This is a genomic window from Bacillus sp. FJAT-25509 (genome assembly GCF_001420605.1).
In the GTDB taxonomy this organism is placed as follows: Bacteria; Bacillota; Bacilli; order Bacillales; family Bacillaceae_G; genus Gottfriedia.
On record NZ_LJIZ01000015.1, the window covers coordinates 1 to 22,689 of the forward strand.

Genomic DNA, 22,689 nt, shown 5'->3' on the forward strand with positions numbered 1-22,689 from the left:
GATACTAATCGGTCGAGGACTTAACTAACAAGTTTGATAATGACATTATCTAGTTTTGAGGGTACGAAGTACAACTCAATACAAATCAGGTGATTATGGCAAAGAGGTCACACCCGTTCCCATACCGAACACGGCAGTTAAGCTCTTTTGCGTCGATGGTAGTTGGGGNTGGTAGTTGGGGGTTTCCCCCTGTGAGAGTAGAACGTCGCCTGGTTTGGATTTTTATGGATATAAATTCATTTTACATTATCGCGGGGTGGAGCAGTCTGGTAGCTCGTCGGGCTCATAACCCGAAGGTCGCAGGTTCAAATCCTGTCCCCGCAACCAAAATGGTCCCGTGGTGTAGCGGTTAACATGCCTGCCTGTCACGCAGGAGATCGCCGGTTCGATCCCGGTCGGGACCGCCATACATACGATTCTTAAAACGAAACAAAAAATTGTTTCGTTTTTTTTATTATTTTTGAAATGAGTAATATATAATTAGATCTTATTTGTAAGATGATTACTTTTAACAATTATAATTGTTTGAAACAGAAGCAGACACAAGTAAAGACTGCTCAACTCAAACTTATTTGGGAAACGTGAGAAGGTAGAAACCATAAGGAGCTTATGCGACTAGAAGGCACTGGTACGATCTGCGAAAAGCGAGAGAAGTAACAAAATAGACGAATACAACCTAAATATAAATTTCAATAATTAATTTTAACTATTCAAAAGAATATTACTGTTTGACATCCGCTTAATGTTTTGAAATGATATAATATGGCAAAGTTAGAAATAGACGAGTTAGAATTTTGGTGGTGAAGTAATTGGAAATTGTTTTACATACAAATACTGAGGAAGAAACTCAAGAAATTGCATTTTTTCTCGGGCAACTAGTGCAACAAAAAGATGTAATATTATTAGAGGGAGACCTTGGTGCTGGAAAGACAACCTTTACAAAAGGTTTTGCTAAAGGTCTTGATGTAAAAAGAACGGTTAATAGCCCAACTTTTAATATTATTAAAGAATATAAAGGTAGAATTCCTCTATATCATATGGATGTTTATCGTTTAGAAGGTAGTAGTGAAGATTTAGGCTTTGATGAGTATTTTATGGGTGAAGGTGTTTGTGTTGTAGAATGGGCTCATTTAATTTCAGATTACTTACCAAATGAATTCTTAAAAATCATAATAACTCATGAAGAAAATGGTAGAATGATTACTTTTATTCCAAGTGGATCTAGGTATGAATTTATTTGTAAGGAGTTAATAAACAATGACCGTTTTAGCAATTGATACATCGACAAATGTTATGGGGATTAGTCTAATAAAAGATCAATCAGTTATTGGCGAAACGATAACATTTATTAATAAAAACCATTCTGTCCGATTAATGCCAGCAATTAGTACTTTAATGGAAGAATGCAATATAAAACCAAAGGAACTATCTAAAATAGTAGTTGCAAAAGGGCCAGGCTCTTATACAGGTGTACGTATTGGTGTCACTGTGGCTAAATCATTAGCTTTCACTTTAAATATTCCAATTATCGGTGTATCAAGTTTGAAGGTATTGGCTGCTAACGGGCGCTATTTTAGTGGATTAGTTTGCCCATTATTTGACGCAAGACGTAATTTATTATTTACAGGTCTATATGATTTTAGAGGGCAGGTTACTAATGATGTATTAGAAGACTGCAATATTGACCGAAGTATCTGGATTGAAAAGCTTAAATCTTATAATGAACAAATCTTATTTATTGGTAATGATGTATCAATACATAAAGAGTTTATTATTGAGCATTTAAAAGATAAAGCTGTCTTTGCAAAAGAGAGTTTGAATAACCAGAGACCAAGTGAACTGTTTACATGTAGCTTAGAAGAAAAAGAAGAATCAGTTCATAATTTTGCACCAGAATATTTAAGATTATCAGAAGCAGAAGCTAATTGGCTAGCAAGCCAAGAAAAGTAGGAGGATAATATGATCTCATCGGTTGCTTTTCGTAAAATGAAAGAAGAAGATTTAGATCAAATAGTAGAAATTGAAAAACAATCATTCCCTACACCCTGGACATATGATGCTTTTTATAATGAATTATATTCAAATCAATTTGCCAATTATATAGTGGCTGAAGTTGATGAGAAAATAATTGGTTATTGTGGATTATGGGTGGTCATAGACGAAGGACATATTACAAATATAGCTATTTTGCCAGATTATAGGGGAGTAGGCCTTGGTGAAAAGTTACTTCGAGCGGTAATGGAAACTGCTAAAAATCTTGGAGCTGATACATTAACATTAGAAGTAAGAGTATCAAATCATGTAGCAAAAGGACTGTATCAAAAGCTAGGATTCCAAGATGGTGGTATTCGAAAAAGCTATTATACAGATAATTTTGAGGATGCATTAGTTATGTGGGTGAATTTGAAATGATAAATGAAAATTGTTTAATTCTTGCTATAGAGACAAGCTGTGATGAAACTTCAGCAGCAGTTGTTAAAAATGGAAATGAAATTTTAAGTAACGTAGTAGCTACTCAGATAGATATTCATAAACGTTTTGGTGGAGTTGTACCTGAAGTTGCATCACGATTGCATGTTGAGCAGATAACTTTGGTAATCGAAGAAGCTATGAAGCAAGCACAGGTAGAATATGAAGATCTAGCAGCCGTTGCTGTTACAGAAGGTCCAGGGCTTGTAGGAGCGTTACTAATTGGGGTAAATGCGGCAAAAGCAATTGCATTTGCACATGGATTACCGCTTATAGGAGTTCACCACATTGCTGGTCATATTTATGCTAATCAACTAGTACAGCCCCTGCAATATCCGCTATTAGCCTTAGTAGTTTCTGGTGGACATACTGAGCTTGTCTACATGAAGGAAGATGGCATCTTTGAGGTTATAGGTGAAACAAGGGATGATGCAGCAGGGGAAGCTTATGATAAGGTCGCTAGAACACTTAAATTACCTTATCCAGGTGGTCCTCACATTGATCGACTAGCGCAAGAAGGAAATGCAACTATTCCTTTTCCTAGAGCATGGTTAGAAGAGGGTAGCTATGATTTTAGTTTTAGTGGATTAAAGTCAGCAGTTATTAATTATATGCATAATGCTGAACAAAGAGGCGAGGAAGTATCACCAGCTGATGTCGCAGCAAGCTTCCAAGAGAGTGTAATTGAAGTAATTGTTTCAAAAACAATTCAAGCTGCAAAAGAATATAACGTTAAACAAGTTTTATTAGCCGGCGGAGTGGCAGCTAATAAAGGGTTGAGAGCTACATTACAAAACGAGATGAATGCTTTGAGTAATATAGAATTAGTTATACCACCACTATCACTTTGTACTGATAATGCTGCAATGATTGGCGCTGCTGCATTTATCCGTTTAAAACAAGGAAAACTAGGTAATTTGGCATTAAACGGGAATCCAGGCTTGGATTTAGAGAATATGTAAGAAGTACTTATTCACAGTTTTTTTATAAAATGTGGATAAGTACTTTTTATTTGTTAAAAACTTATTAAACTATGTGAACAAAAATGTGAATAACATTGCTGTATATCTGTGGATAATGTGTATAAACCTGTGTGAAAGCTAAATTATAATTGAATATATGTGGATAAATATGTAGATAAGTAAAAACGGATAGCAAAAAGCATATCCGTTTAATCAATTATTCTTGTAAGTTCTCCCATTCTTCCATTAGGTCTATTAACTTAGCTTCGAAATCATTTTTCTTATTTGTTAATTCCTGTACTAATTGAAAATCACCGTAAACTTCTGGCTTACATAATTCTAGTTCGATCGTCTCTATATCAAGCTCATACTGAGATATATTACTTTCAATTTCCTCTATACGTCGCTGAGTTTGACGAAGTTTTTTCTTTAATTCTTTGTCTTGTTGATAATCAGAAATTGGCTGAGAGGATTGTTTAACTTGTGTTAATGTAGCCTCTTTTTCTGCTTGTTCTTTTTCGAATGCTTCGTTTTTCTTAAATTGGTAATAGTCATAATCACCCAAATAAATTGATAATCCTGCTTTTGCTAGTTCAAAAGTTTTTGTGGATAATCTGTTCATAAAGTAACGATCATGGGAAACAAATAAAATTGTTCCAGGGTAATCTAATAAAGCATTTTCTAACACTTCTTTACTATCTAAATCTAAGTGGTTAGTAGGCTCATCAAGAATTAGGAAATTAGCTTTTTTCATCATAAGTTTAGCCAATGCTAATCTTGCCTTTTCTCCACCACTTAAAGAGGTAACAATTTTAGTTACATCATCTCCAGAAAATAAAAAGTTCCCTAATATTGTCCGAATTTCTTGTTCGGGCTTTAATGGATAATCATCCCAAAGTTCGTCTAATACTCTCTTATTGGAAGTTAGTTTTGCTTGCTCTTGATCATAGTAACCAACCGAAACATTTGCACCAAAATCAATCGTTCCCTGTAATTTTTCTAAGTCTCCAATAATCGTTTTAAGTAATGTCGATTTACCAACACCATTTGGACCGACTAATGCGACACTATCGCCTCGATTTAGTACGAATTTCATTGTCTGATCAATTGTTGGGATCCGATCATAGCCAATAAATAAATCTTGTACAGACAACACATCATTACCGCTTTGTTTTTCAATTGAAAATGAAAAATTAGCTGAAGATTCATCTCCAAGTGGCTTGTCTAATCGTACCATTCGATCTAATTGTTTTCTTCGACTTTGGGCTCTTTTTGTAGTTGAAGCACGCGCAATATTACGCTGCACAAAATCTTCAAGTTTATTGATTTCCTCTTGTTGTTTTTCGAACTGTTTTAACTCTTGTTCATATTGAGCTGCCTTTAGATCAAGATACTTACTATAATTACCAACAAAACGTTGATGCTTATGATTAGATATTTCATAAACAATATTAACAACTTGATCAAGGAAATATCGATCGTGGGAAACGATTAATACTGCACCAGGATATGACTGTAAGTAGCGCTCTAACCAACTAAGAGTGTCAATATCCAAATGGTTCGTAGGCTCATCCAGAATTAACAAATCAGGCTTCGTCAATAATAGCTTACCTAATGCCAGTCTTGTCTTTTGTCCGCCGCTTAACGAAGAAATTTTTGTTTCGTAATCTTCATTACTAAAACCTAAACCACTAATAATTGAACGAATATCTGCTTCAAACTGGTAACCACCGTTTTCTTTGAAAGTATATTGAAGATGATCATATTCATTCATAACCTTGTCATAAACGGCTTGGTTAGAATAAACATCCTCTCTTGTCATTTTAACTTCTAATTTTCTCATATTGTCTTGCATCTCTACTAAATGATTGAAAACAGAATAATATTCTTCCCAAATCGTTTGATCGCTTTGTAAACCAGTGTTTTGGGCTAGGTAGCCTACAGTAACATCTTTAGGTTTATTTATTTCACCGCCATCATAGGATATTTCACCTGCTATGATTTTCAGTAATGTAGATTTTCCAGCACCATTACGTCCAACAATGGCAACTCGATCACTCGTTTGAACTTCTAATTTTATATTTGAAAGTATAATGTCACTACCAAAATACTTTGAGACATTATTTACTTGTAAAAGAATCATGGATAACACCTCATTGCAAAATTTTTTATCTATGTAACTGTAGACTGTCAAAATTCTTAAATATAGTGTATATTTTACATTAGAACAAGTACTTTATTACTAAAATAAAGTCAAATTACACACCATAGTAAAAAGAATTACAGTAAGTGGGGGATTAAAAAATGGATTCGGAACAAATTAAAATTCCACAAGCTACTGCTAAACGTCTACCTTTATATTACCGTTTTATAAAGAATTTGTCTTTATCAGGTAAACAAAGAGTTTCTTCAGCAGAGTTAAGTGAAGCAGTAAAGGTAGATTCCGCTACAATCAGAAGAGATTTTTCTTATTTTGGAGCACTCGGTAAAAAAGGTTATGGCTATAACGTAAATTATTTATTAACTTTTTTCTCGAAAGCGCTTAACCAACATGAAGTTATGAAAGTTGCATTAATTGGTGTTGGTAATTTAGGAACTGCATTCTTACACTATAATTTTATAAAAAATAATAATACTAAAATTGAGATGGCATTTGATATTGATCCAAATAAAATTGGTACTGAAATAGGTGGAGTACCCGTTTATAATCTAGATAATCTAGAGGACGTTATGAATGAAGATATTCAAATCGTTATATTAACTGTTCCTGCACCTGTGGCTCAATCAATAGCTGATCGATTAAATGGAAAAAATATTAGAGGAATTTTAAATTTCACACCTGCCCGAATTAGTGTACCAGAACATATTCGCATTCATCATATAGACCTAGCAGTTGAACTGCAAACTTTGGCATATTTTTTACAACAATAAATTCATATTAAAATAAAAACCCCCAAAAATTTGGGGGTTTTTAATGTAAATTGATCTGCTGAAAAACGACAAAAGAGTTCATTAACATATGTGTTAAGATTGGAACCATAATTGAGTTTGTTCGTTTATACAGGTAACAAAATACAAAACCGATTAGAAAGTAAGATAAGAAGAAGGGTATGTCTCCGTGCATAAGCGAAAAAATCGCTGAACTTATCCCTGCAGAAATAATAAATGGTAAACGATTATAAAGTCTTTTAAAAATGATTCGACGAAAAATAATCTCTTCTAAAATTGGTGCAACTAGACTTGGGATGATAATAAAAGCTGGATTAAGCTTAGCAATGTTTATGATATTCTGAGTATTTTCTGAGCCTTTATGTAAATCAAATACATAAATTAAAATTAAATTACAAACAATTTGAGTTAGCATTGTTATGAAGTAACCTAAAATAACCCAATTGATTATTGTACGATAATTAGTTTTTAGATTCTTTATTCCTTCATAAATGGGCTTATGTAATAAGATAAGTATAATAATTAACCCAGTTACGAAACTAATACAACCCCATAATGCCACCGCTTCAAGAGAAGCTGTTTTCTGATCCACTCCAACGTATAAGTTACTATTTAATAAATAGGGCACCCCAAAAACCGCTGAATACTGAAGAACGACATACGTTAATAAAATCCACAAATCTCTAGTTTTCAATACGATAGCTCCTTTGTGTTGATATTTTTCATAACTCAAAGGTTTATAACAACACGTACATTATTTTACGCGTTTCTTTTGTTTCTTAAAAGAAATTTTCACTTTTTATTTTACTTTTGATTGTAAAGAAAAAAACTTATTAAATTTCGACAAGAAAAGTGCCTGCTTCGGACTTGCAAAATTTTTTGATATTATTTAAACTAATAATTGTGTTAGCACTCAATATACATGAGTGCTAAAAAATAATGATTTGATTATTGAGGAGGTATTTACACATGTTAAAGCCATTAGGTGATCGTGTTGTAATTGAGCTTGTTGAGTCTGAAGAAAAAACTGCTAGTGGTATCGTGTTACCAGGTAGTGCACAAGAAAAGCCACAAGAAGGCAAAGTTGTTGCAGTAGGTACTGGTCGAGTACTTGAAAATGGTGAGCGCGTTGCTTTAGAAGTATCTGTAGGTGACCGCATTATCTTCTCTAAATATTCAGGAACAGAAGTTAAGTACGGTGGTACTGAATACTTAGTACTTCGCGAAAACGATATTCTTGCAATCTTAGGTTAATAAAATAAAAATACTTAAATTAAAAAATATACTTTTTATATTATAAGGAGGTCATTTTCATGGCAAAGGACATTAGATTTGGTGAAGAAGCACGTCGCGCAATGTTACGTGGTGTAGACGCTTTAGCTGATGCTGTAAAAGTAACTTTAGGACCAAAAGGACGTAATGTAGTACTTGAGAAAAAATTCGGTTCTCCATTAATTACAAATGATGGTGTTACAATCGCTAAAGAAATCGAATTAGAAGATGCATTTGAAAATATGGGTGCAAAATTAGTTGCAGAAGTTGCTAGCAAAACAAATGATGTTGCTGGGGACGGTACAACAACTGCGACAGTTTTAGCGCAAGCTATGATTCGTGAAGGTCTTAAAAACGTAACTGCTGGTGCAAACCCAATGGGTATCCGTAAAGGGATCGAAAAAGCAGTTGCTGTAGCAATCGAAGAATTAAAAACAATCTCAAAACCAATTGAAGGTAAAGAGTCAATCGCACAAGTTGCTGCAATTTCTTCAGCGGATCCAGAAGTTGGACAATTAATTGCTGAAGCAATGGAGCGCGTTGGTAACGATGGAGTTATTACTCTTGAAGAATCAAAAGGTTTCACTACTGAGTTAGAAGTAGTAGAAGGTATGCAATTTGACCGTGGATACTCTTCTCCATATATGGTTACAAATTCAGAGAAAATGGTTGCTGAATTAGAAAACCCATATATTTTAATCACAGATAAAAAAGTAACAAACATTCAAGAAATCTTACCAGTACTTGAGCAAGTTGTTCAACAAGGTAAACCACTATTAATCATTGCTGAAGACGTTGAGGGTGAAGCACAAGCAACAATCATCGTAAATAAATTACGTGGTACTTTCAATGCAGTTACTGTTAAAGCTCCTGGCTTCGGTGACCGTCGTAAAGCAATGTTAGAAGATATCGCGATCTTAACTGGCGGTGAAGTGATTACAGAAGAATTAGGATTAGATCTTAAAACAACGAACATCACTCAATTAGGTCGTGCTTCAAAAGTTGTAGTAACAAAAGAAAACACTACAATCGTTGAAGGTGCTGGTGAAACTGAAGCAATCCAAAGACGTATCGGCGTAATCCGTGCTCAATTAGAAGAAACTACTTCTGAATTTGATCGCGAAAAATTACAAGAGCGTTTAGCTAAATTAGCTGGTGGTGTAGCAGTAATCAAAGTTGGTGCTGCAACTGAAACTGAATTAAAAGAGCGTAAATTACGTATTGAAGATGCATTAAACTCTACTCGTGCTGCAGTTGAAGAAGGTATTGTAGCTGGTGGTGGTACTGCATTAATGAGCGTATACAATAAAGTAGCTTCAATCGAAGCAGAAGGTGACGTAGCAACAGGTATCAACATCGTATTACGTGCACTTGAAGCTCCAGTTCGTCAAATCGCTACAAATGCTGGTCTAGAAGGATCAGTAATTATCGAGAAATTAAAAAGTGCGGAAGTTGGCGTTGGTTTCAATGCTGCTAACGGACAATGGGTAAACATGATCGAAGAAGGAATCGTTGACCCAACTAAAGTTACACGTTCTGCACTTCAAAACGCAGCATCTGTTTCAGCAATGTTCTTAACAACTGAAGCAGTAGTAGCTGACATCCCTGAGAAAAATGCTCCTGCAATGCCTGACATGGGCATGGGCGGAATGGGCGGCATGATGTAATAAAGAAAAAACCCTTGAGAAATCAAGGGTTTTTTTTGTCTAAAATCTTAAAAAGCTTAATCAAAATAGTCCTGGTCTTGCAAAAAATTGTAAGTAATTAAAAGCCAATTTAATTAGTGATTCCATATTAAGGTTTTCTTACAAAAGTTTTTTATTACCTTAGTACTATTTTTCATTAACAAATATAGTATTACTTAATATATTAAGTAGGACAAGCTACTAGAAATGAGGGGATATGGATAGATGAAATAAAAGAATTACAGGAAGAAATAGCAGAAATTAAAGAGCGTTTGGCAGTGGCAGAGAGTACGATTGTATAGATTGAACAAAAAATTGAGAGAATTGAAAGTAACACAAGTTGGACTGTACGGTTAATTATTGGAGCAATTATTATGGCAGTTTTAAGGTTCATCCTAAAAGGTGGCATTTAAGAGTTTTATTACAAAAGACCGTACTTAGACTTCATTTCACAGTAATATTGCTAGCAAAGATCGTGAAATTAAGTAAAAAAACTGGTACTTTTATAGGTTTTTTATTTTTATGATTCGATTATTTACTATTGGAGTAGTCGATAATGAGAATAGCTAAGTTAATCCTTTTAAACTGGTAATAGAATGGAGATATTTGATTAAATAAGACTTAGGTTTTATTGACTATAGATTTGTTTAAATATGTATAGTAAATTTGATAAAAGCAGCAAATCTGCGATGCGATATTACGAATAGATCAAATAATTTTTTAAGGATGATTTAGATGAATTTTGGTTTATATAGAGGATGCCTTTTTGGTCTCTTATTTTCTATACCATTTTGGTTGATCATATTATGGTTTATATTTAGATAGAAAATAAAAAGCCCCTTCATGTAAAAAGCTACTAATACATTAAAAGGGGTGGATCAGTATTTTTTTAAACGATAAAGTCATGGAATATAGGTTCAATTAATTCTCCGCTATTTAATTGACCTCTACTTTTTATCACACATCGAACTAATGGCTCTACATAAATATAATTTTTGTCTTCTCCAGTTTTTATATGCTTCGTTAGACTAAAGAATACTGTTTTTTGGCCAGTATTCATCCCAAACTCTACGATCCCTACATTTACATACTCATCATTTTTTAATTCCGAGATTAATAATCCCATTCCTTGTTTTTTATAGCCTGTTATATAGTAATTACTATATCTCCAGTTAATAATTTTTAACCAATTTAGTGATCGATGTGCTGGTATATAAGTAGAATCTTTTGATTTAGCTACTATACCTTCGAGTCCAAGAGTTTTAATTTGCTCAAAAAACATCTTACCTTCTGACTCGATATAAAAACTTTTTTTAATTGATTCTTGATCAACTAGAGTTTCTGAAAGGATTTTTTTTCGATAAGATAAAGGTTCTTTCATTAAGTTATTATTTTTAAGGCGTAAAATATCAAAAACGATATATGTTAATGGAAATTCTTTGCTTCCTTGTAATATTTTGTATTCTTGAATAAAACTTACTCGATTGGTAACTGCTTCAAAATCCTCTCGGCCTTCATTATAACAAACTAAAACACCGTCTAAGTAACAATCATCTAATTCGATATTTTCGAGTTCAGGGATTCTCTCCGTAATCTCGGTACCATTTCGATTAAAAAGTTTATTCTTTCCATTTTGCCTTTCAAGCATCATTCGAACACCATTTGATTTCAATTCAAAATAATGTTGATCAGAGTCAAATGGCTTATCAGCATTCTGTAATAGCATTGGCTCAATAAACATTTTTCATTTCGCTATCATGATTGTTGCTTTTTTAGCATAATCAAGATTCCTTTCTTTTTATTTGAGATATATAAATAACTTAAATATTTTTGTTTTCTTATATAGCAATAATTCATTCTATTTTTTGTCTTCCACTTGTTAATGTACTTTTATTTCTTATGTATTTCAAGTCATAACTCGTCTAATTTCACAATAAGATAAATTATCTTCTTATGAAAAGTGGTGTTATGAAATGGGGAGGAAAAATAATTTCAAAATTACGGAACCGATGTTGAACGAGTACTATGATTTGAGTCAAAAAAAGAAAGATATTGAAAATCAGTTAGAAGAATTACAAAAGATTTTTCATGGATATTTTGATCATCAAGTTGGAATGAATGAAAAAGGTGAACTAATTATTAATAATTTAAAACTTGAACGAATCATAAGAAAAAAAGAGAAATTTAATGAGGAGGAGACAATTAATAAATTAGAAGAACTAAACCTGTCTGATTTAATACAAATTGTAAGAAAACCAGATGGAGATAAAATCAAGTCTGCTATTAATTTGGGATTGTTAAAAGAGAAGGATTTAGATGGCTGTATATCGGTTAATTCATCACAAGCCATTTATGTTAAACCACTAAAAAAGTAAGTATATAACTTATTTTTATCATCATCCAAGAGAGTATCTAATACTCTCTTTTTATATGTAACGAATTTTATCTTCCAGAATACTGTATTAATAAACATGTCCAAGTATTCGAAAGAAGGTTGTTTGGACATGCCAATATTGCAAAGGAGTGCTAATTTTGGCAACTTGGAGAAATGATTTTATTTCGATGAACAAGTATACGAGGCCGTCAATAAAGTTGAAAGAAGTTAAAAAAATTGTGCTACATTGGACAGCCAATCCGGGGGCAAGTGCACAAAGTCACCAAAGGTATTTTAACGGTATAGCGATAAAAAATAAAACATATGCATCTGCTCATATATTTGTTGATTCGAAAGAGGCAATCTGTATTATTCCGCTTGATGAAGTAGCTTATCATGCAAATGATCATTATGAAAGAAATAGTAATGGTGGTGTATATAGAGGAGTGGATGAACTTGCTCCGAACGCAAATAAGCTTTCAATCGGTGTAGAAATGTGTCTCGAAAAGGATGGTACTATTTCACAATATACATTAACACGTACGATCAGAGTAATTGCTGAATTGTGTAAGATGTTTAAATTAAATGCAAATGACATTGTGAGACATTATGACATAACCCATAAGCCATGTCCAAAAACCTTCATAGACTACCCCGATCGATTTAACGAGTTTAAGGCACAAGTGAATGCGATCTTAAATCCCCCGAAAACCCAAACAGACTCAATTCCATACCCTGGTATTTTAAAGGAAGGTTCAAGAGGTGAATCTGTAAAAAAGGTTCAACAAAAACTTAAAATAACGGCAGATGGAATTTTTGGACCAGTTACTGAAAATGCAGTTAAAACATTTCAAGCAAATAATGGACTAGTTGTCGATGGAATTGTTGGAAAAAACACTTGGGGCAAGCTGTTTTAAAAGACAATATGACATAATTCCTAAAGAAAAAATCCCCAATTCGTTGTCGAATAGGGATTTTTTTAATGAGGTGAGATAATTTTTAAACCAATAACAGATCCAATTACTAAGGTGATAAATAATAGTCGTTTCCATTCTCGTGATTCATTAAAGAACAACATGCCAATTAAAACAGAACCAGCGGCACCTATACCAGTCCAAATTGTATAACCTGTACCAACGGGTATAACCTTTAAGGCCTTTGATAATAAGTAAAAACTAGTCCATCCAGATAGAATACACAAAATGGAGTAGTTAAGTTTTTTAAAATTATTTGATAGCTTCATAAAAATGACAAAGCCAACTTCACCCAAACCCGCAATAAATAAAAATAACCAAGCCATTTTATGCTGCATCTCCTTTTTCTGCTTTTTTATCACCTGAAGTTAATTTTAAGCCAATAATTCCAGATAATATTGTAATTACAAGTATAACTTTTAAGATAGAGGCCGATTCATTTAAAAATAACATTCCTATAATAACTGTCCCAGCGGCGCCAATCCCTGTGAAAACTGCGTAAGCGGTACCGATTGGAATATCTCTTATTGCTTTTGAAAATAAATAAAAGCTGAACAAGATCCCAGCTATCGTTAAAATTGTTGGTAACAAATTTGTAAATCCTTCTGAGTATTTTAGTCCAAATGCCCAAGCAATTTCGGAAATTCCCGCTATAACTAAGTAAATCCAACTCATAAAAAATCTCCCCCTTCTAGCAGACTAAGTAAATGATTTTGTCCCGGTAAACTACCTACCGTTCGTTAGTTAAAAGATACACTATAATCTTATTCATGACAAGTTGGAACGTTTACACAAAAATTTATTTTTTTTATGCAATGAAATACCTTGACCGAAAAATTATACATTGTTAGAATGAGACAATAATACAATATTCGTCATTATTCTTCATATATCCTCGACAATATGGGTCGAGAGTCTCTACCGGGGCGCCGTAACATGCCCTGACTATGAAGGCAGTCTGACTTTGTTTAATTTTAAGTCTGATTTTCTGCCTTCTTATACGCATTTTTCGTATGTAAAAAGAGGAGAAAGTCGGCTTTTTTTATTTTTTTTGGGAAAAATAGTATCAGTTTAACTGATACGTTAATTCAATATATATAGATGGGGTGACCGTTTTGCAACAACATGACACAATTGTAGTACTAGATTTTGGAAGTCAATATAACCAACTTATAGCACGACGTATCCGTGAGTTTGGCGTTTATAGTGAATTACGTCCTCATACAATTACTGCAGAGGAAATTAAGCAAATGGGCGCAAAAGGGATCGTTTTCTCTGGCGGACCAAATAGCGTATATGGTGAAAATGCTTTTTTCTGTGATGAAGCAATTTTTGATTTAGAAATTCCAATCTTAGGTATTTGTTACGGAATGCAGTTAATGACGCAACATTTTGGTGGAACGGTAGCTAGAGCTGACCAACGTGAATATGGTAAAGCTGAATTAAACATTCAAAATCCGTCTGCTTTATTAAAAGACCTACCATCAGACCATGTAGTTTGGATGAGCCATGGTGATAAAGTAATTCAACAACCAGAAGGATTCGTTGTAGATGCAACTAGTGCTTCTTGTCCAATCGCAGCAATGAGTAATGAAGCTAAAAAAATGTATGGAGTACAATTCCATCCAGAAGTTCGTCACTCTGAATATGGAAATGATCTATTAAAGAATTTCGTATTCAATATTTGCGAATGTGAAGCAAACTGGTCAATGAAAAACTACATTGAAGTTGAACTTGAAAATATTCGAAATACTGTTGGCGACAAAAAAGTACTTTGTGCACTTAGCGGTGGTGTTGATTCTTCAGTAGTTGCAGTATTAATTCACAAAGCAATTGGTGATCAATTAACATGTATCTTCGTTGACCATGGTTTATTACGTAAAGATGAAGCTGAAGGCGTTATGAAGACGTTTAGCGAAGGTTTCCACATGAACGTAATTAAAGTAGATGCTAGAGAGCGCTTCTTAAGTAAACTTGCTGGCGTTTCTGATCCAGAACAAAAACGTAAAATTATCGGTAATGAATTCATCTATGTGTTTGATGATGAGGCAGATAAATTAGAAGGTATGGATTTCTTAGCTCAAGGAACTCTTTATACAGATATTATCGAGAGCGGTACGGCTACAGCTCAAACAATCAAATCACATCATAATGTAGGTGGATTACCTGAAGACATGCAATTCACGTTAATCGAGCCTTTAAGTTCATTATTTAAAGACGAAGTACGTGCAGTAGGTACTGAACTAGGAATTCCAGATGCAATCGTTTGGAGACAACCATTCCCAGGACCAGGTCTAGGAATTCGTGTATTAGGCGAAATTACTGATCAAAAACTTGAAATCGTTCGTGAATCAGATGCAATTTTACGTGAAGAAATTGCTTTAGCTGGTTTAGATAAAGAAATTTGGCAATATTTCACGGTATTACCTGACATCCGTAGTGTTGGCGTAATGGGTGATGAGCGTACGTATGATTACACTGTGGGTATTCGTGCAGTTACATCGATCGATGGAATGACTGCTGACTGGGCACGTATTGATTGGGATGTACTTCAAAAAATCTCAACTCGTATTGTAAACGAAGTTAAACATGTAAACCGTATAGTTTATGATGTAACTAGTAAGCCACCTGCAACGATTGAGTGGGAATAATAAGTGAAAGCCATAAACCCTTGGGTTTATGGCTTTTTTTTGTTGAAACTTGTCATAAATTGAACGTTTTATAGTACAATAGTTATTAGAATTTACTGTTAATTAAACGTTTTATTTGACTAAAATGGGTATTTCCAAATGATGAAGTTTAATTGAATAACTAAAATATGGTAAAAGCGAACGAAAACGGATATTTTATAAAAAATGTTCGTTTTTTTGTTGACACTAATTAAAACTGAATGTAATATAAGGATATAAATTAAATAAATTATTTGTCATAACTTGTCGTATAGGCTAGTAAATATGGACTAGCGTCTCTACCCGCCACCGTAAAATGGCGGACTACGAAGTAATGATTTCTGAATGTTATTAACCTACTATCTTGCTATTATTCTACTATTCTAGGGTTAATAAGTTCAGAATGAAACTGCTCGTGATAGGCGCTTTTACCATTGTGTAAAAGTGCCTTTTCTATTTTAAACAATAGAGACCGACTTTTAAGACTAAAACTTAGGAGGATCACATGAAAGAACGCATCAGTAATTATTTTGAGTTCAACAAGTTAGGCACATCATATCGTCAAGAAACAATTGCTGGTTTAACTACATTCTTAGCAATGGCTTATATTCTATTTGTAAATCCATCGATTTTATCATTATCAGATATAAAGGATTTCCCAGAAGCTTTAAGAATGAATAAAGAGGCAATCTTTGTAGCTACATCTTTAGCTGCAGCATATGGATCGATTTTAATGGGTATATATGCGAAATATCCAATTGCTTTAGCACCAGGTATGGGATTAAATGCATTCTTTGCTTTTAACGTAGTTCTTGGGATGGGTATTCCATGGCAAACGGCATTAGCTGGCGTATTCGTATCAGGTATTATCTTTATCATTCTTTCATTAACTGGTCTTCGTGAACAAATTATAAATGCAATCCCAATTGAATTAAAATTAGCAATTGGTAGCGGTATTGGATTCTTTGTAACATTTGTCGGTTTAAAAAACTCAGGTATTATCGTAAGTAACCCGGCGACATTCGTTTCACTTGGTAAATTAAATGAACCAGCTGTTTTATTAACGATTTTCGGTTTAGTTATTACAGTAGTTTTAATGGCTAGAAAAGTAAAAGCTGGTGTATTTTTAGGAATGATCATCACAGCAATCGCAGGTATGATTTTTGGAATTATCGACTTACCATCTTCAGTTGTTGGTCCAGTACCAAGTATTGCTCCAACATTCGGTCAAGCAATTAAACATATTCCAGATGTTTTCTCTTCAGGTAAAATGTTTGCTGTAGTCTTAACTTTCTTTATCGTAGATTTCTTTGATGCAACAGGAACATTAGTAGCAGTAGCTAACCAAGCTGGTTTATTAAAAGAGAACAAGCTTGAAAGAGCAGGTAAAGCATTAATGGTTGATGCAACAGCAGTTGTAGTTGGTTCAACTTTAGGTACAAGTACTACTACTTCTTATATTGAGTCAACTGCTGGTGTAGCTGCTGGCGGACGTACAGGATTCTCTGCAGTAGTTACTGGTATCTTATTCTTACTAGCATTATTCTTCGCACCACTTTTAGGAGTAGTAACTGCAGCGGTAACTTCACCTGCATTAATCGTAGTCGGAGTTTTAATGGTTTCATCAATTGGTCAAATTGATTGGAAAAAGTTCGAAATTGCTGTTCCAGCATTCTTTACAATTATTGCAATGCCATTAACATATAGTATTGCAACAGGGATTGCGGTTGGTTTCATTTTCTACCCGATTTCAATGATCGCTGCTGGAAAAACGAAAAAAATCCATCCAGTAATGTATATATTGTTTGTAGTCTTCCTATTATTCCTAGCGTATTTCAGAGAGTAGAACCTAAGTTAAAAAAGAGTCTGTACAAAGAAAATTCTTTCATTGTACAGGCTTTTTCTTTTTTTTAAAATTGTGTACTATAAAAGTAAAAAATTCTATAGGGGTAATATTGATGGATTTTCATGAACAAAAAATTCTACCAGCGGTTAGAAAAATAAAGGATTTAGAAAAATTATTAACTACTTCGTATAAATCTATTGTTATTCTTGATATTCATATCGGTCAATTGAAAAGTGTAGTTTCTCTTGCTAAGCAACATGGAAAGAAAGTATTTTTACATGTCGACCTTATACATGGTTTACAAAGTGATGGGCATGCAGCGGAATTTCTTTGTCAAGAATACAAGCCAGATGGATTACTTTCTACAAAATCCAATGTTATTTTAAAGGCTAAGCAAAAAGGGGTTATTGCCATCCAACGGATCTTTTTGATTGATTCTGGAGCAATGGAAAAAAGTTTAGTGTTATTAGAAAAAACAAAGCCTGATTACATTGAAGTGTTACCAGGAGCGCTAACGAATGTTATTGCAGAGGTAAAAGAAAGAACTGGTATACCTATTTTAGCTGGTGGATTTATTAGAACTGTTGAAGATGTGGAAGCAGCTTTGAATGCTGGTGCTACAGCAATTACAACATCGGATAAAGACTTGTGGAAAAAATTTCTAAAGTAATGGCAAAAATGTGAATAATTCTGTTGACACCGCTTTCAATTGAGGTTAGCATAAAAGACAAGTTAATAAACGTGACGGAGAAATGAAGAGATCCACAATTAATAGTTTCTATTTGTTAATAGAAACTGATTGATTGTGGGTCTTTTTGTTTTTAGGCTCAGTTAATAGGTGGTATGCAATAATATCATACTTATTGTCTCGATACTTTTTTATTAAATCAACAGCTTATATTAACTGAGTTATTTTAAAAAGAATGGCCATTCAATTTATTTACGATCACGAGAAAACTTAATCTTAAACAGAATGTGGATGGAGTGAAATTATGTCAGCATTTTTAGGGGAATTAATTGGAACTGCTTTGCTAATTGTTTTAGGTGGAGGAGTTTGTGCAGGTGTAAGTTTAAAAAGATCATTTGCTAAGGATTCAGGTTGGATTGTAATAACTCTAGGATGGGGTTTAGCAGTTGCAATATCTGTTTATGCAGTAGGTAGTATTAGTGGAGCACATTTAAATCCAGCAGTAACATTAGGATTAGCTTTTAAAGGCTCATTTCCATGGAGTCAAGTACCCAAATACATTGCAGCACAAATGATTGGTGCGATGATTGGAGCAACAATTGTCTATTTACATTACTTACCGCATTGGAAAGAAACAGAAGATCCAGGAACCAAATTAGGTGTATTTGCAACAGGTCCTGCTATACCTAATACATTTGCAAATCTTTTAAGTGAATTGATTGGAACGTTCATCTTAGTGTTTGGTATTTTAGCAATTGGTTCAAATAAATTTGCAGATGGTTTAAACCCTTTTATCGTAGGGTTCTTAATTGTTAGCATTGGTTTATCATTAGGTGGAACGACTGGTTATGCAATCAATCCAGCTCGTGATTTAGGGCCTCGCATTGCACACTTTTTATTACCTATTCCCGGTAAAGGAGGTTCGAATTGGAAATATGCATGGATTCCAGTTGTTGGACCAGTATTAGGAGGATCACTTGCAGGATTATTCTATCAGATTATTTTTGAAGGTAAGTATAACTCTGCAATTATTTATGTAGTAGTTGTAACGGTTGGTATTTTAATAGTTTCTTATTTGACAAGTAAAAAGAGTCAAAGTCATACAAATAATAGAAAAGTAGTAGCTTAATGAGGAGATGGAACGATTATGAATAAATACATTCTTTCTTTAGATCAAGGTACAACAAGTTCTCGTGCAATTCTATTTAATAAAGATGGAAAAATAGTTCATGTTGCACAAAAAGAATTTACACAGCATTTTCCAAAACCAGGATGGGTTGAGCATAATGCGCAAGAAATTTGGGGATCAATTTTAGCTGTCATTGCTACTTGTTTAAGTGAAGCAGATGTAAAACCTGAGCAAATTGCAGGTATAGGTATTACAAATCAGCGTGAAACAACGGTTGTGTGGGACAAAACAACTGGAAGACCAATCTATAATGCGATCGTATGGCAATCACGTCAAACGAGTGAGATATGTGACGATTTAAAAGAGAAAGGCCATGGAGAGGTTGTGCATGAAAAAACAGGTCTTTTAATTGATGCCTATTTTTCTGGAACAAAAGTTAAGTGGATTCTAGATAATGTTGAAGGTGCAAGAGAAAAAGCAGACCGTGGTGAATTATTATTTGGAACAATTGATACTTGGCTTGTTTGGAAATTATCTGGCGGTAATGTACATGTTACGGATTATTCAAATGCATCACGTACATTAATGTATAACATTCATGAATTAAGATGGGATGATGAACTACTTGAAATACTAACAGTACCAAAAAGCATGCTTCCAGAAGTACGATCCTCTTCTGAAGTATATGGTCATACTGTTGATTACCATTTCTTTGGTCAAAATGTACCAATTGCCGGGATAGCTGGTGACCAACAAGCTGCGTTATTTGGTCAAGCTTGCTTTGGTGAAGGAATGGCGAAAAATACTTATGGTACTGGTTGTTTTATGTTAATGAATACTGGTGAAAAAGCGGTGAAATCTAATCATGGCTTATTAACAACAATTGCATGGGGACTAAATGGAAAAGTTGAATATGCTTTAGAAGGAAGTATTTTTGTAGCAGGTTCTGCTATTCAATGGTTACGTGATGGTATGCGCATGTTTAAAGATGCTAGTAATAGTGAAGAATATGCCACTAGGGTTGAATCTACAGATGGAGTTTATATCGTACCTGCATTTGTTGGTCTAGGTACTCCATACTGGGATAGTGAAGTACGCGGAGCAGTTTTTGGATTAACTCGAGGAACAACGAAGGAACATTTTATTCGTGCAACACTAGAAGCATTAGCTTATCAAACAAAAGATGTTTTATGTGCAATGGAAGCTGATTCAGGTATTGAACTAAAAACTTTACGTGTGGATGGGGGAGCCGTTAAGAACAATTTCTTAATGCAATTCCAAAGCGATCTATTAGATGTCCCAGTTGAACGTCCTGAAGTAAATGAAACAACAGCTTTAGGTGCAGCTTATTTAGCAGGTTTAGCTGTTGGTTATTGGGAAAATCAAGAAACAATCTCCAAACAATGGAATATGGATAAGAGATTTAAACCAGAAATGCAAGATGAAAAAAGAGAAGAACTATACAGTGGTTGGAAAAAAGCAATCGAAGCAACAAAAGCTTTTAAATAATATAGTATAGTGTTAAAATAGAAACAAGTTAATATTTCGGTAGGAGATTTAGAGAGACCACAACATGCTATAGAAGAAATTCTATAGTAATGTTTGTGGTCTCTTTTTTTCGTATTTAAGGAGGAAAAGCCATGAAATTTTCAGGTGCACTACGAAAAGATGTCTTAAAAACAGTAAATAAAAGAGAATTAGATGTAATTGTAATCGGTGGAGGTATTACTGGAGCTGGTATTGCATTAGACGCTACTACACGTGGATTATCAACAATCGTATTTGAAATGCATGACTTTGCAGCAGGTACATCTAGTCGTTCAACTAAGCTTGTACATGGTGGATTAAGATACTTAAAACAATTAGAGGTAAAAATGGTAGCAGAAGTTGGGAAAGAACGTGCAATTGTATACGAAAATGGTCCACATGTAACAACTCCAGAATGGATGTTATTACCTTTCCATAAAGGTGGCACATTTGGTGCTTTTAGTACATCAATAGGATTAAGAATTTATGATTTCCTAGCTGGTGTAAAAAGAAGTGAACGGAGAAAAATGTTTAATCGTGAACAAACGATCGAAAAAGAGCCACTTGTAAAACAAGAAGGGTTAAAAGGCGGGGGATACTATGTAGAGTACCGCACAGATGATGCTCGTCTAACAATTGAGGTGATGAAAGAAGCGATCGCTCATGGGGCGAAAGCAGTGAACTACGCTAAAGTAGATGGTTTCTTATATAAAGATGGTAAAGTTTGCGGTGTAATTGTCGTTGATTTATTAGACGGTGAAGTGTATGAAGTATACGGTAAAAAAATTGTAAATGCAGCGGGACCATGGGTTGATTCGCTACGTGAAATGGATCATTCAAAGAGAGGAAAAGTATTACAGCTATCTAAAGGTGTTCATTTAGTTATTGACCATAGTCGGTTCCCGCTAGGTCAAGCAATCTATTTTGATACGCCAGACGGACGTATGGTATTTGCGATTCCTCGAGATGGAAAGACATATGTTGGTACAACAGATACATTTTATAATGAAGATGCTGCAAAACCACTAATGACGAATGAAGATTGTAACTATATTATTAATGCAATCAACTATATGTTTCCAACATTAAACATCTCGGAAACGGATATAGAATCAAGTTGGGCAGGGGTACGTCCGTTAATATATGAAGAAGGGAAAAGTGCATCTGAAATTTCACGCAAAGATGAAATTTGGACTTCAAATTCTGGATTAATTACAATTGCTGGTGGAAAGTTAACGGGATATCGAAAAATGGCCGAAACGGTAATCGACTATGTAACTGAATTACTAAAAAAGGAAGGACACAATTCTAACTATATAAAAAGTAAGACAAAACATATGCCGATCTCTGGTGGACATGTAGGTGGGGCATCACAATTTTCTAAATATATTTCTGAAAAAACCAAAGAAGGAATCAAGTATGATTTGTCGGAAAATCAAGCTGAACGTTTTACAAAATTTTATGGATCCAATGTTGATACGCTATTTCAGTTAGCAAGTCAGCACAGATTAGTGGCATATCAATATAATTTACCCATAGATGTCTTCGTACCACTTTTATATGCAATAGACTTTGAGATGGTTGTAAAACCAGTCGACTTTTTTATACGTCGTACTGGTGCACTGTTCTTTAATATTCATTGGGTATATGAATGGAAGGACGCAGTAATTGAATTTATGTCAATAAAGCTAGAGTGGAGTAAGGAACAAAAAGCAAAATACACTACTGAGTTAGATCAAGCGTTAGTAGAAGCAGTAAAGTCAATTGAAAAATTAAAGAAGAATGCAACATTAGCATAAGAATCAAAGGATGCTTCAATAATGAAGCATCCTTTGATTAGTTATATTAAAGTGAATACAGTCACCATTGTTAATAAAGAGTTCAATCAAATGGAACATTCTGAATAATAATACTTTTATTTTAGTATTGTAATTAATTCAAATAGCTGATATATTATTCTATGTTGTCCCAAACGAGGGAAAACAAACGAAATAAAAAATCAAAAAACATTTAAAAAGTTGTTGACTAAAACAAGACTTAAATGATATGATTTATAAGTCGCTTCTAAAGCGACGAAGTGAACTTTGAAAACTAAACAAAACATGAAGTAAACGTCAATTATTAGTTTTTTGAGCAATACAAGAT

Annotated in this window: 20 protein-coding genes, 2 tRNA genes, 1 rRNA gene and 2 riboswitches; of the genes, 18 read left to right on the forward strand and 5 right to left on the reverse strand. The window is 33.9% G+C overall.

What is annotated here, in order from left to right; genetic code table 11:
- The first annotated feature begins 85 nt into the window (after positions 1-85).
- The 7 genes from rrf to tsaD all read left to right on the forward strand — a co-directional run bounded on the left by rrf (position 86) and on the right by tsaD (position 3,431).
- A 5S ribosomal RNA gene (rrf, locus tag AN960_RS09165) occupies positions 86-214 on the forward strand.
- Between the two features lie 36 nt (positions 215-250).
- Positions 251-327: transfer RNA gene (locus AN960_RS09170), tRNA-Met, on the forward strand.
- A gap of 4 nt (positions 328-331) precedes the next feature.
- Positions 332-407 (forward strand) — tRNA-Asp (locus AN960_RS09175).
- Between the two features lie 402 nt (positions 408-809).
- Positions 810-1,277 carry a tRNA (adenosine(37)-N6)-threonylcarbamoyltransferase complex ATPase subunit type 1 TsaE gene (gene tsaE, locus AN960_RS09180; RefSeq protein ID WP_056470004.1) on the forward strand — a complete coding sequence of 156 codons (468 nt, stop codon included), beginning with the start codon at positions 810-812 and terminating at the stop codon, positions 1,275-1,277.
- On the forward strand, positions 1,258-1,950 hold the full coding sequence (tsaB, locus tag AN960_RS09185) for a tRNA (adenosine(37)-N6)-threonylcarbamoyltransferase complex dimerization subunit type 1 TsaB (RefSeq protein ID WP_056470007.1): 693 nt from the start codon (positions 1,258-1,260) through the stop codon (positions 1,948-1,950). Before tsaE ends, tsaB begins: the two co-directional genes overlap by 20 nt.
- A 9-nt stretch (positions 1,951-1,959) precedes the next feature.
- On the forward strand, positions 1,960-2,412 hold the full coding sequence (rimI, locus tag AN960_RS09190; protein ID WP_056470010.1) for a ribosomal protein S18-alanine N-acetyltransferase: 453 nt from the start codon (positions 1,960-1,962) through the stop codon (positions 2,410-2,412).
- On the forward strand, positions 2,409-3,431 hold the full coding sequence (gene tsaD, locus AN960_RS09195; RefSeq protein WP_429898603.1) for a tRNA (adenosine(37)-N6)-threonylcarbamoyltransferase complex transferase subunit TsaD: 1,023 nt from the start codon (positions 2,409-2,411) through the stop codon (positions 3,429-3,431). Before rimI ends, tsaD begins: the two co-directional genes overlap by 4 nt.
- A 217-nt stretch (positions 3,432-3,648) precedes the next feature.
- On the opposite strand, the gene AN960_RS09200 is transcribed toward tsaD, so the two are convergent.
- Entirely contained in the window at positions 3,649-5,574 is a 1,926-nt protein-coding gene (locus AN960_RS09200; protein WP_056470013.1) for an ABC-F family ATP-binding cassette domain-containing protein, read from the reverse strand.
- A 161-nt stretch (positions 5,575-5,735) separates the two neighbouring features.
- On the opposite strand from AN960_RS09200, the gene AN960_RS09205 reads away from it, so the two are divergent.
- Positions 5,736-6,362 (forward strand): redox-sensing transcriptional repressor Rex, encoded by a 627-nt coding sequence (locus AN960_RS09205; protein WP_056470016.1) that lies wholly within the window; start codon positions 5,736-5,738, stop codon positions 6,360-6,362.
- A gap of 40 nt (positions 6,363-6,402) precedes the next feature.
- Here AN960_RS09205 and AN960_RS09210 read toward each other — a convergent pair whose 3' ends face one another.
- Complete coding sequence (locus AN960_RS09210) at positions 6,403-7,074, reverse strand: CPBP family intramembrane glutamic endopeptidase (protein ID WP_056470019.1); 672 nt, start codon at positions 7,072-7,074, stop codon at positions 6,403-6,405.
- Between the two features lie 275 nt (positions 7,075-7,349).
- On the opposite strand from AN960_RS09210, the gene groES reads away from it, so the two are divergent.
- Positions 7,350-7,634, forward strand: coding sequence for a co-chaperone GroES (gene groES, locus AN960_RS09215; RefSeq protein ID WP_056470021.1), 285 nt, complete (start codon positions 7,350-7,352; stop codon positions 7,632-7,634).
- A gap of 59 nt (positions 7,635-7,693) precedes the next feature.
- Positions 7,694-9,319, forward strand: coding sequence for a chaperonin GroEL (groL, locus tag AN960_RS09220; protein ID WP_056470023.1), 1,626 nt, complete (start codon positions 7,694-7,696; stop codon positions 9,317-9,319).
- Positions 9,320-10,226: 907 nt separating this feature from the next.
- Here the strand turns inward: groL and AN960_RS09225 are convergent.
- The gene (locus tag AN960_RS09225) at positions 10,227-11,078 is read right to left on the reverse strand and encodes an ATP-dependent DNA ligase (RefSeq protein WP_056470031.1); all 852 of its coding nucleotides are present in this window, start codon (positions 11,076-11,078) and stop codon (positions 10,227-10,229) included.
- Positions 11,079-11,310: 232 nt separating this feature from the next.
- Here AN960_RS09225 and AN960_RS09230 point away from each other — a divergent pair, with 232 nt between their 5' ends.
- On the forward strand, positions 11,311-11,712 hold the full coding sequence (locus AN960_RS09230; protein ID WP_056470034.1) for a hypothetical protein: 402 nt from the start codon (positions 11,311-11,313) through the stop codon (positions 11,710-11,712).
- Positions 11,713-11,869: 157 nt separating this feature from the next.
- Positions 11,870-12,628, forward strand: a complete 759-nt coding sequence (locus AN960_RS09235; protein WP_056470037.1) for a peptidoglycan recognition protein family protein — start codon at positions 11,870-11,872, stop codon at positions 12,626-12,628.
- A 62-nt stretch (positions 12,629-12,690) separates the two neighbouring features.
- On the opposite strand, the gene AN960_RS09240 is transcribed toward AN960_RS09235, so the two are convergent.
- Both AN960_RS09240 and AN960_RS09245 read right to left on the reverse strand, forming a co-directional pair.
- On the reverse strand, positions 12,691-13,011 hold the full coding sequence (locus tag AN960_RS09240; RefSeq protein WP_056470039.1) for a DMT family transporter: 321 nt from the start codon (positions 13,009-13,011) through the stop codon (positions 12,691-12,693).
- A gap of 1 nt (position 13,012) precedes the next feature.
- The gene (locus AN960_RS09245) at positions 13,013-13,360 is read right to left on the reverse strand and encodes a DMT family transporter (RefSeq protein ID WP_056470042.1); all 348 of its coding nucleotides are present in this window, start codon (positions 13,358-13,360) and stop codon (positions 13,013-13,015) included.
- 190 nt (positions 13,361-13,550) lie between these two features.
- Positions 13,551-13,653, forward strand: a riboswitch (purine riboswitch).
- Between the two features lie 147 nt (positions 13,654-13,800).
- Here AN960_RS09245 and guaA point away from each other — a divergent pair.
- The 6 genes from guaA to AN960_RS09275 all read left to right on the forward strand — a co-directional run bounded on the left by guaA (position 13,801) and on the right by AN960_RS09275 (position 22,343).
- The gene (gene guaA, locus AN960_RS09250) at positions 13,801-15,336 is read left to right on the forward strand and encodes a glutamine-hydrolyzing GMP synthase (RefSeq protein WP_502692534.1); all 1,536 of its coding nucleotides are present in this window, start codon (positions 13,801-13,803) and stop codon (positions 15,334-15,336) included.
- Between the two features lie 265 nt (positions 15,337-15,601).
- A riboswitch (purine riboswitch) is annotated at positions 15,602-15,701 on the forward strand.
- A 170-nt stretch (positions 15,702-15,871) separates the two neighbouring features.
- The gene (locus tag AN960_RS09255; RefSeq protein WP_156339652.1) at positions 15,872-17,200 is read left to right on the forward strand and encodes an NCS2 family permease; all 1,329 of its coding nucleotides are present in this window, start codon (positions 15,872-15,874) and stop codon (positions 17,198-17,200) included.
- A gap of 112 nt (positions 17,201-17,312) precedes the next feature.
- The gene (locus AN960_RS09260; protein WP_056470051.1) at positions 17,313-17,870 is read left to right on the forward strand and encodes a glycerol-3-phosphate responsive antiterminator; all 558 of its coding nucleotides are present in this window, start codon (positions 17,313-17,315) and stop codon (positions 17,868-17,870) included.
- A 322-nt stretch (positions 17,871-18,192) separates the two neighbouring features.
- Complete coding sequence (locus AN960_RS09265; protein WP_056470054.1) at positions 18,193-19,017, forward strand: MIP/aquaporin family protein; 825 nt, start codon at positions 18,193-18,195, stop codon at positions 19,015-19,017.
- 18 nt (positions 19,018-19,035) lie between these two features.
- On the forward strand, positions 19,036-20,526 hold the full coding sequence (glpK, locus tag AN960_RS09270; protein ID WP_056470057.1) for a glycerol kinase GlpK: 1,491 nt from the start codon (positions 19,036-19,038) through the stop codon (positions 20,524-20,526).
- Positions 20,527-20,657: 131 nt separating this feature from the next.
- Entirely contained in the window at positions 20,658-22,343 is a 1,686-nt protein-coding gene (locus AN960_RS09275; protein WP_056470059.1) for a glycerol-3-phosphate dehydrogenase/oxidase, read from the forward strand.
- The last annotated feature ends 346 nt before the right edge of the window (positions 22,344-22,689 follow it).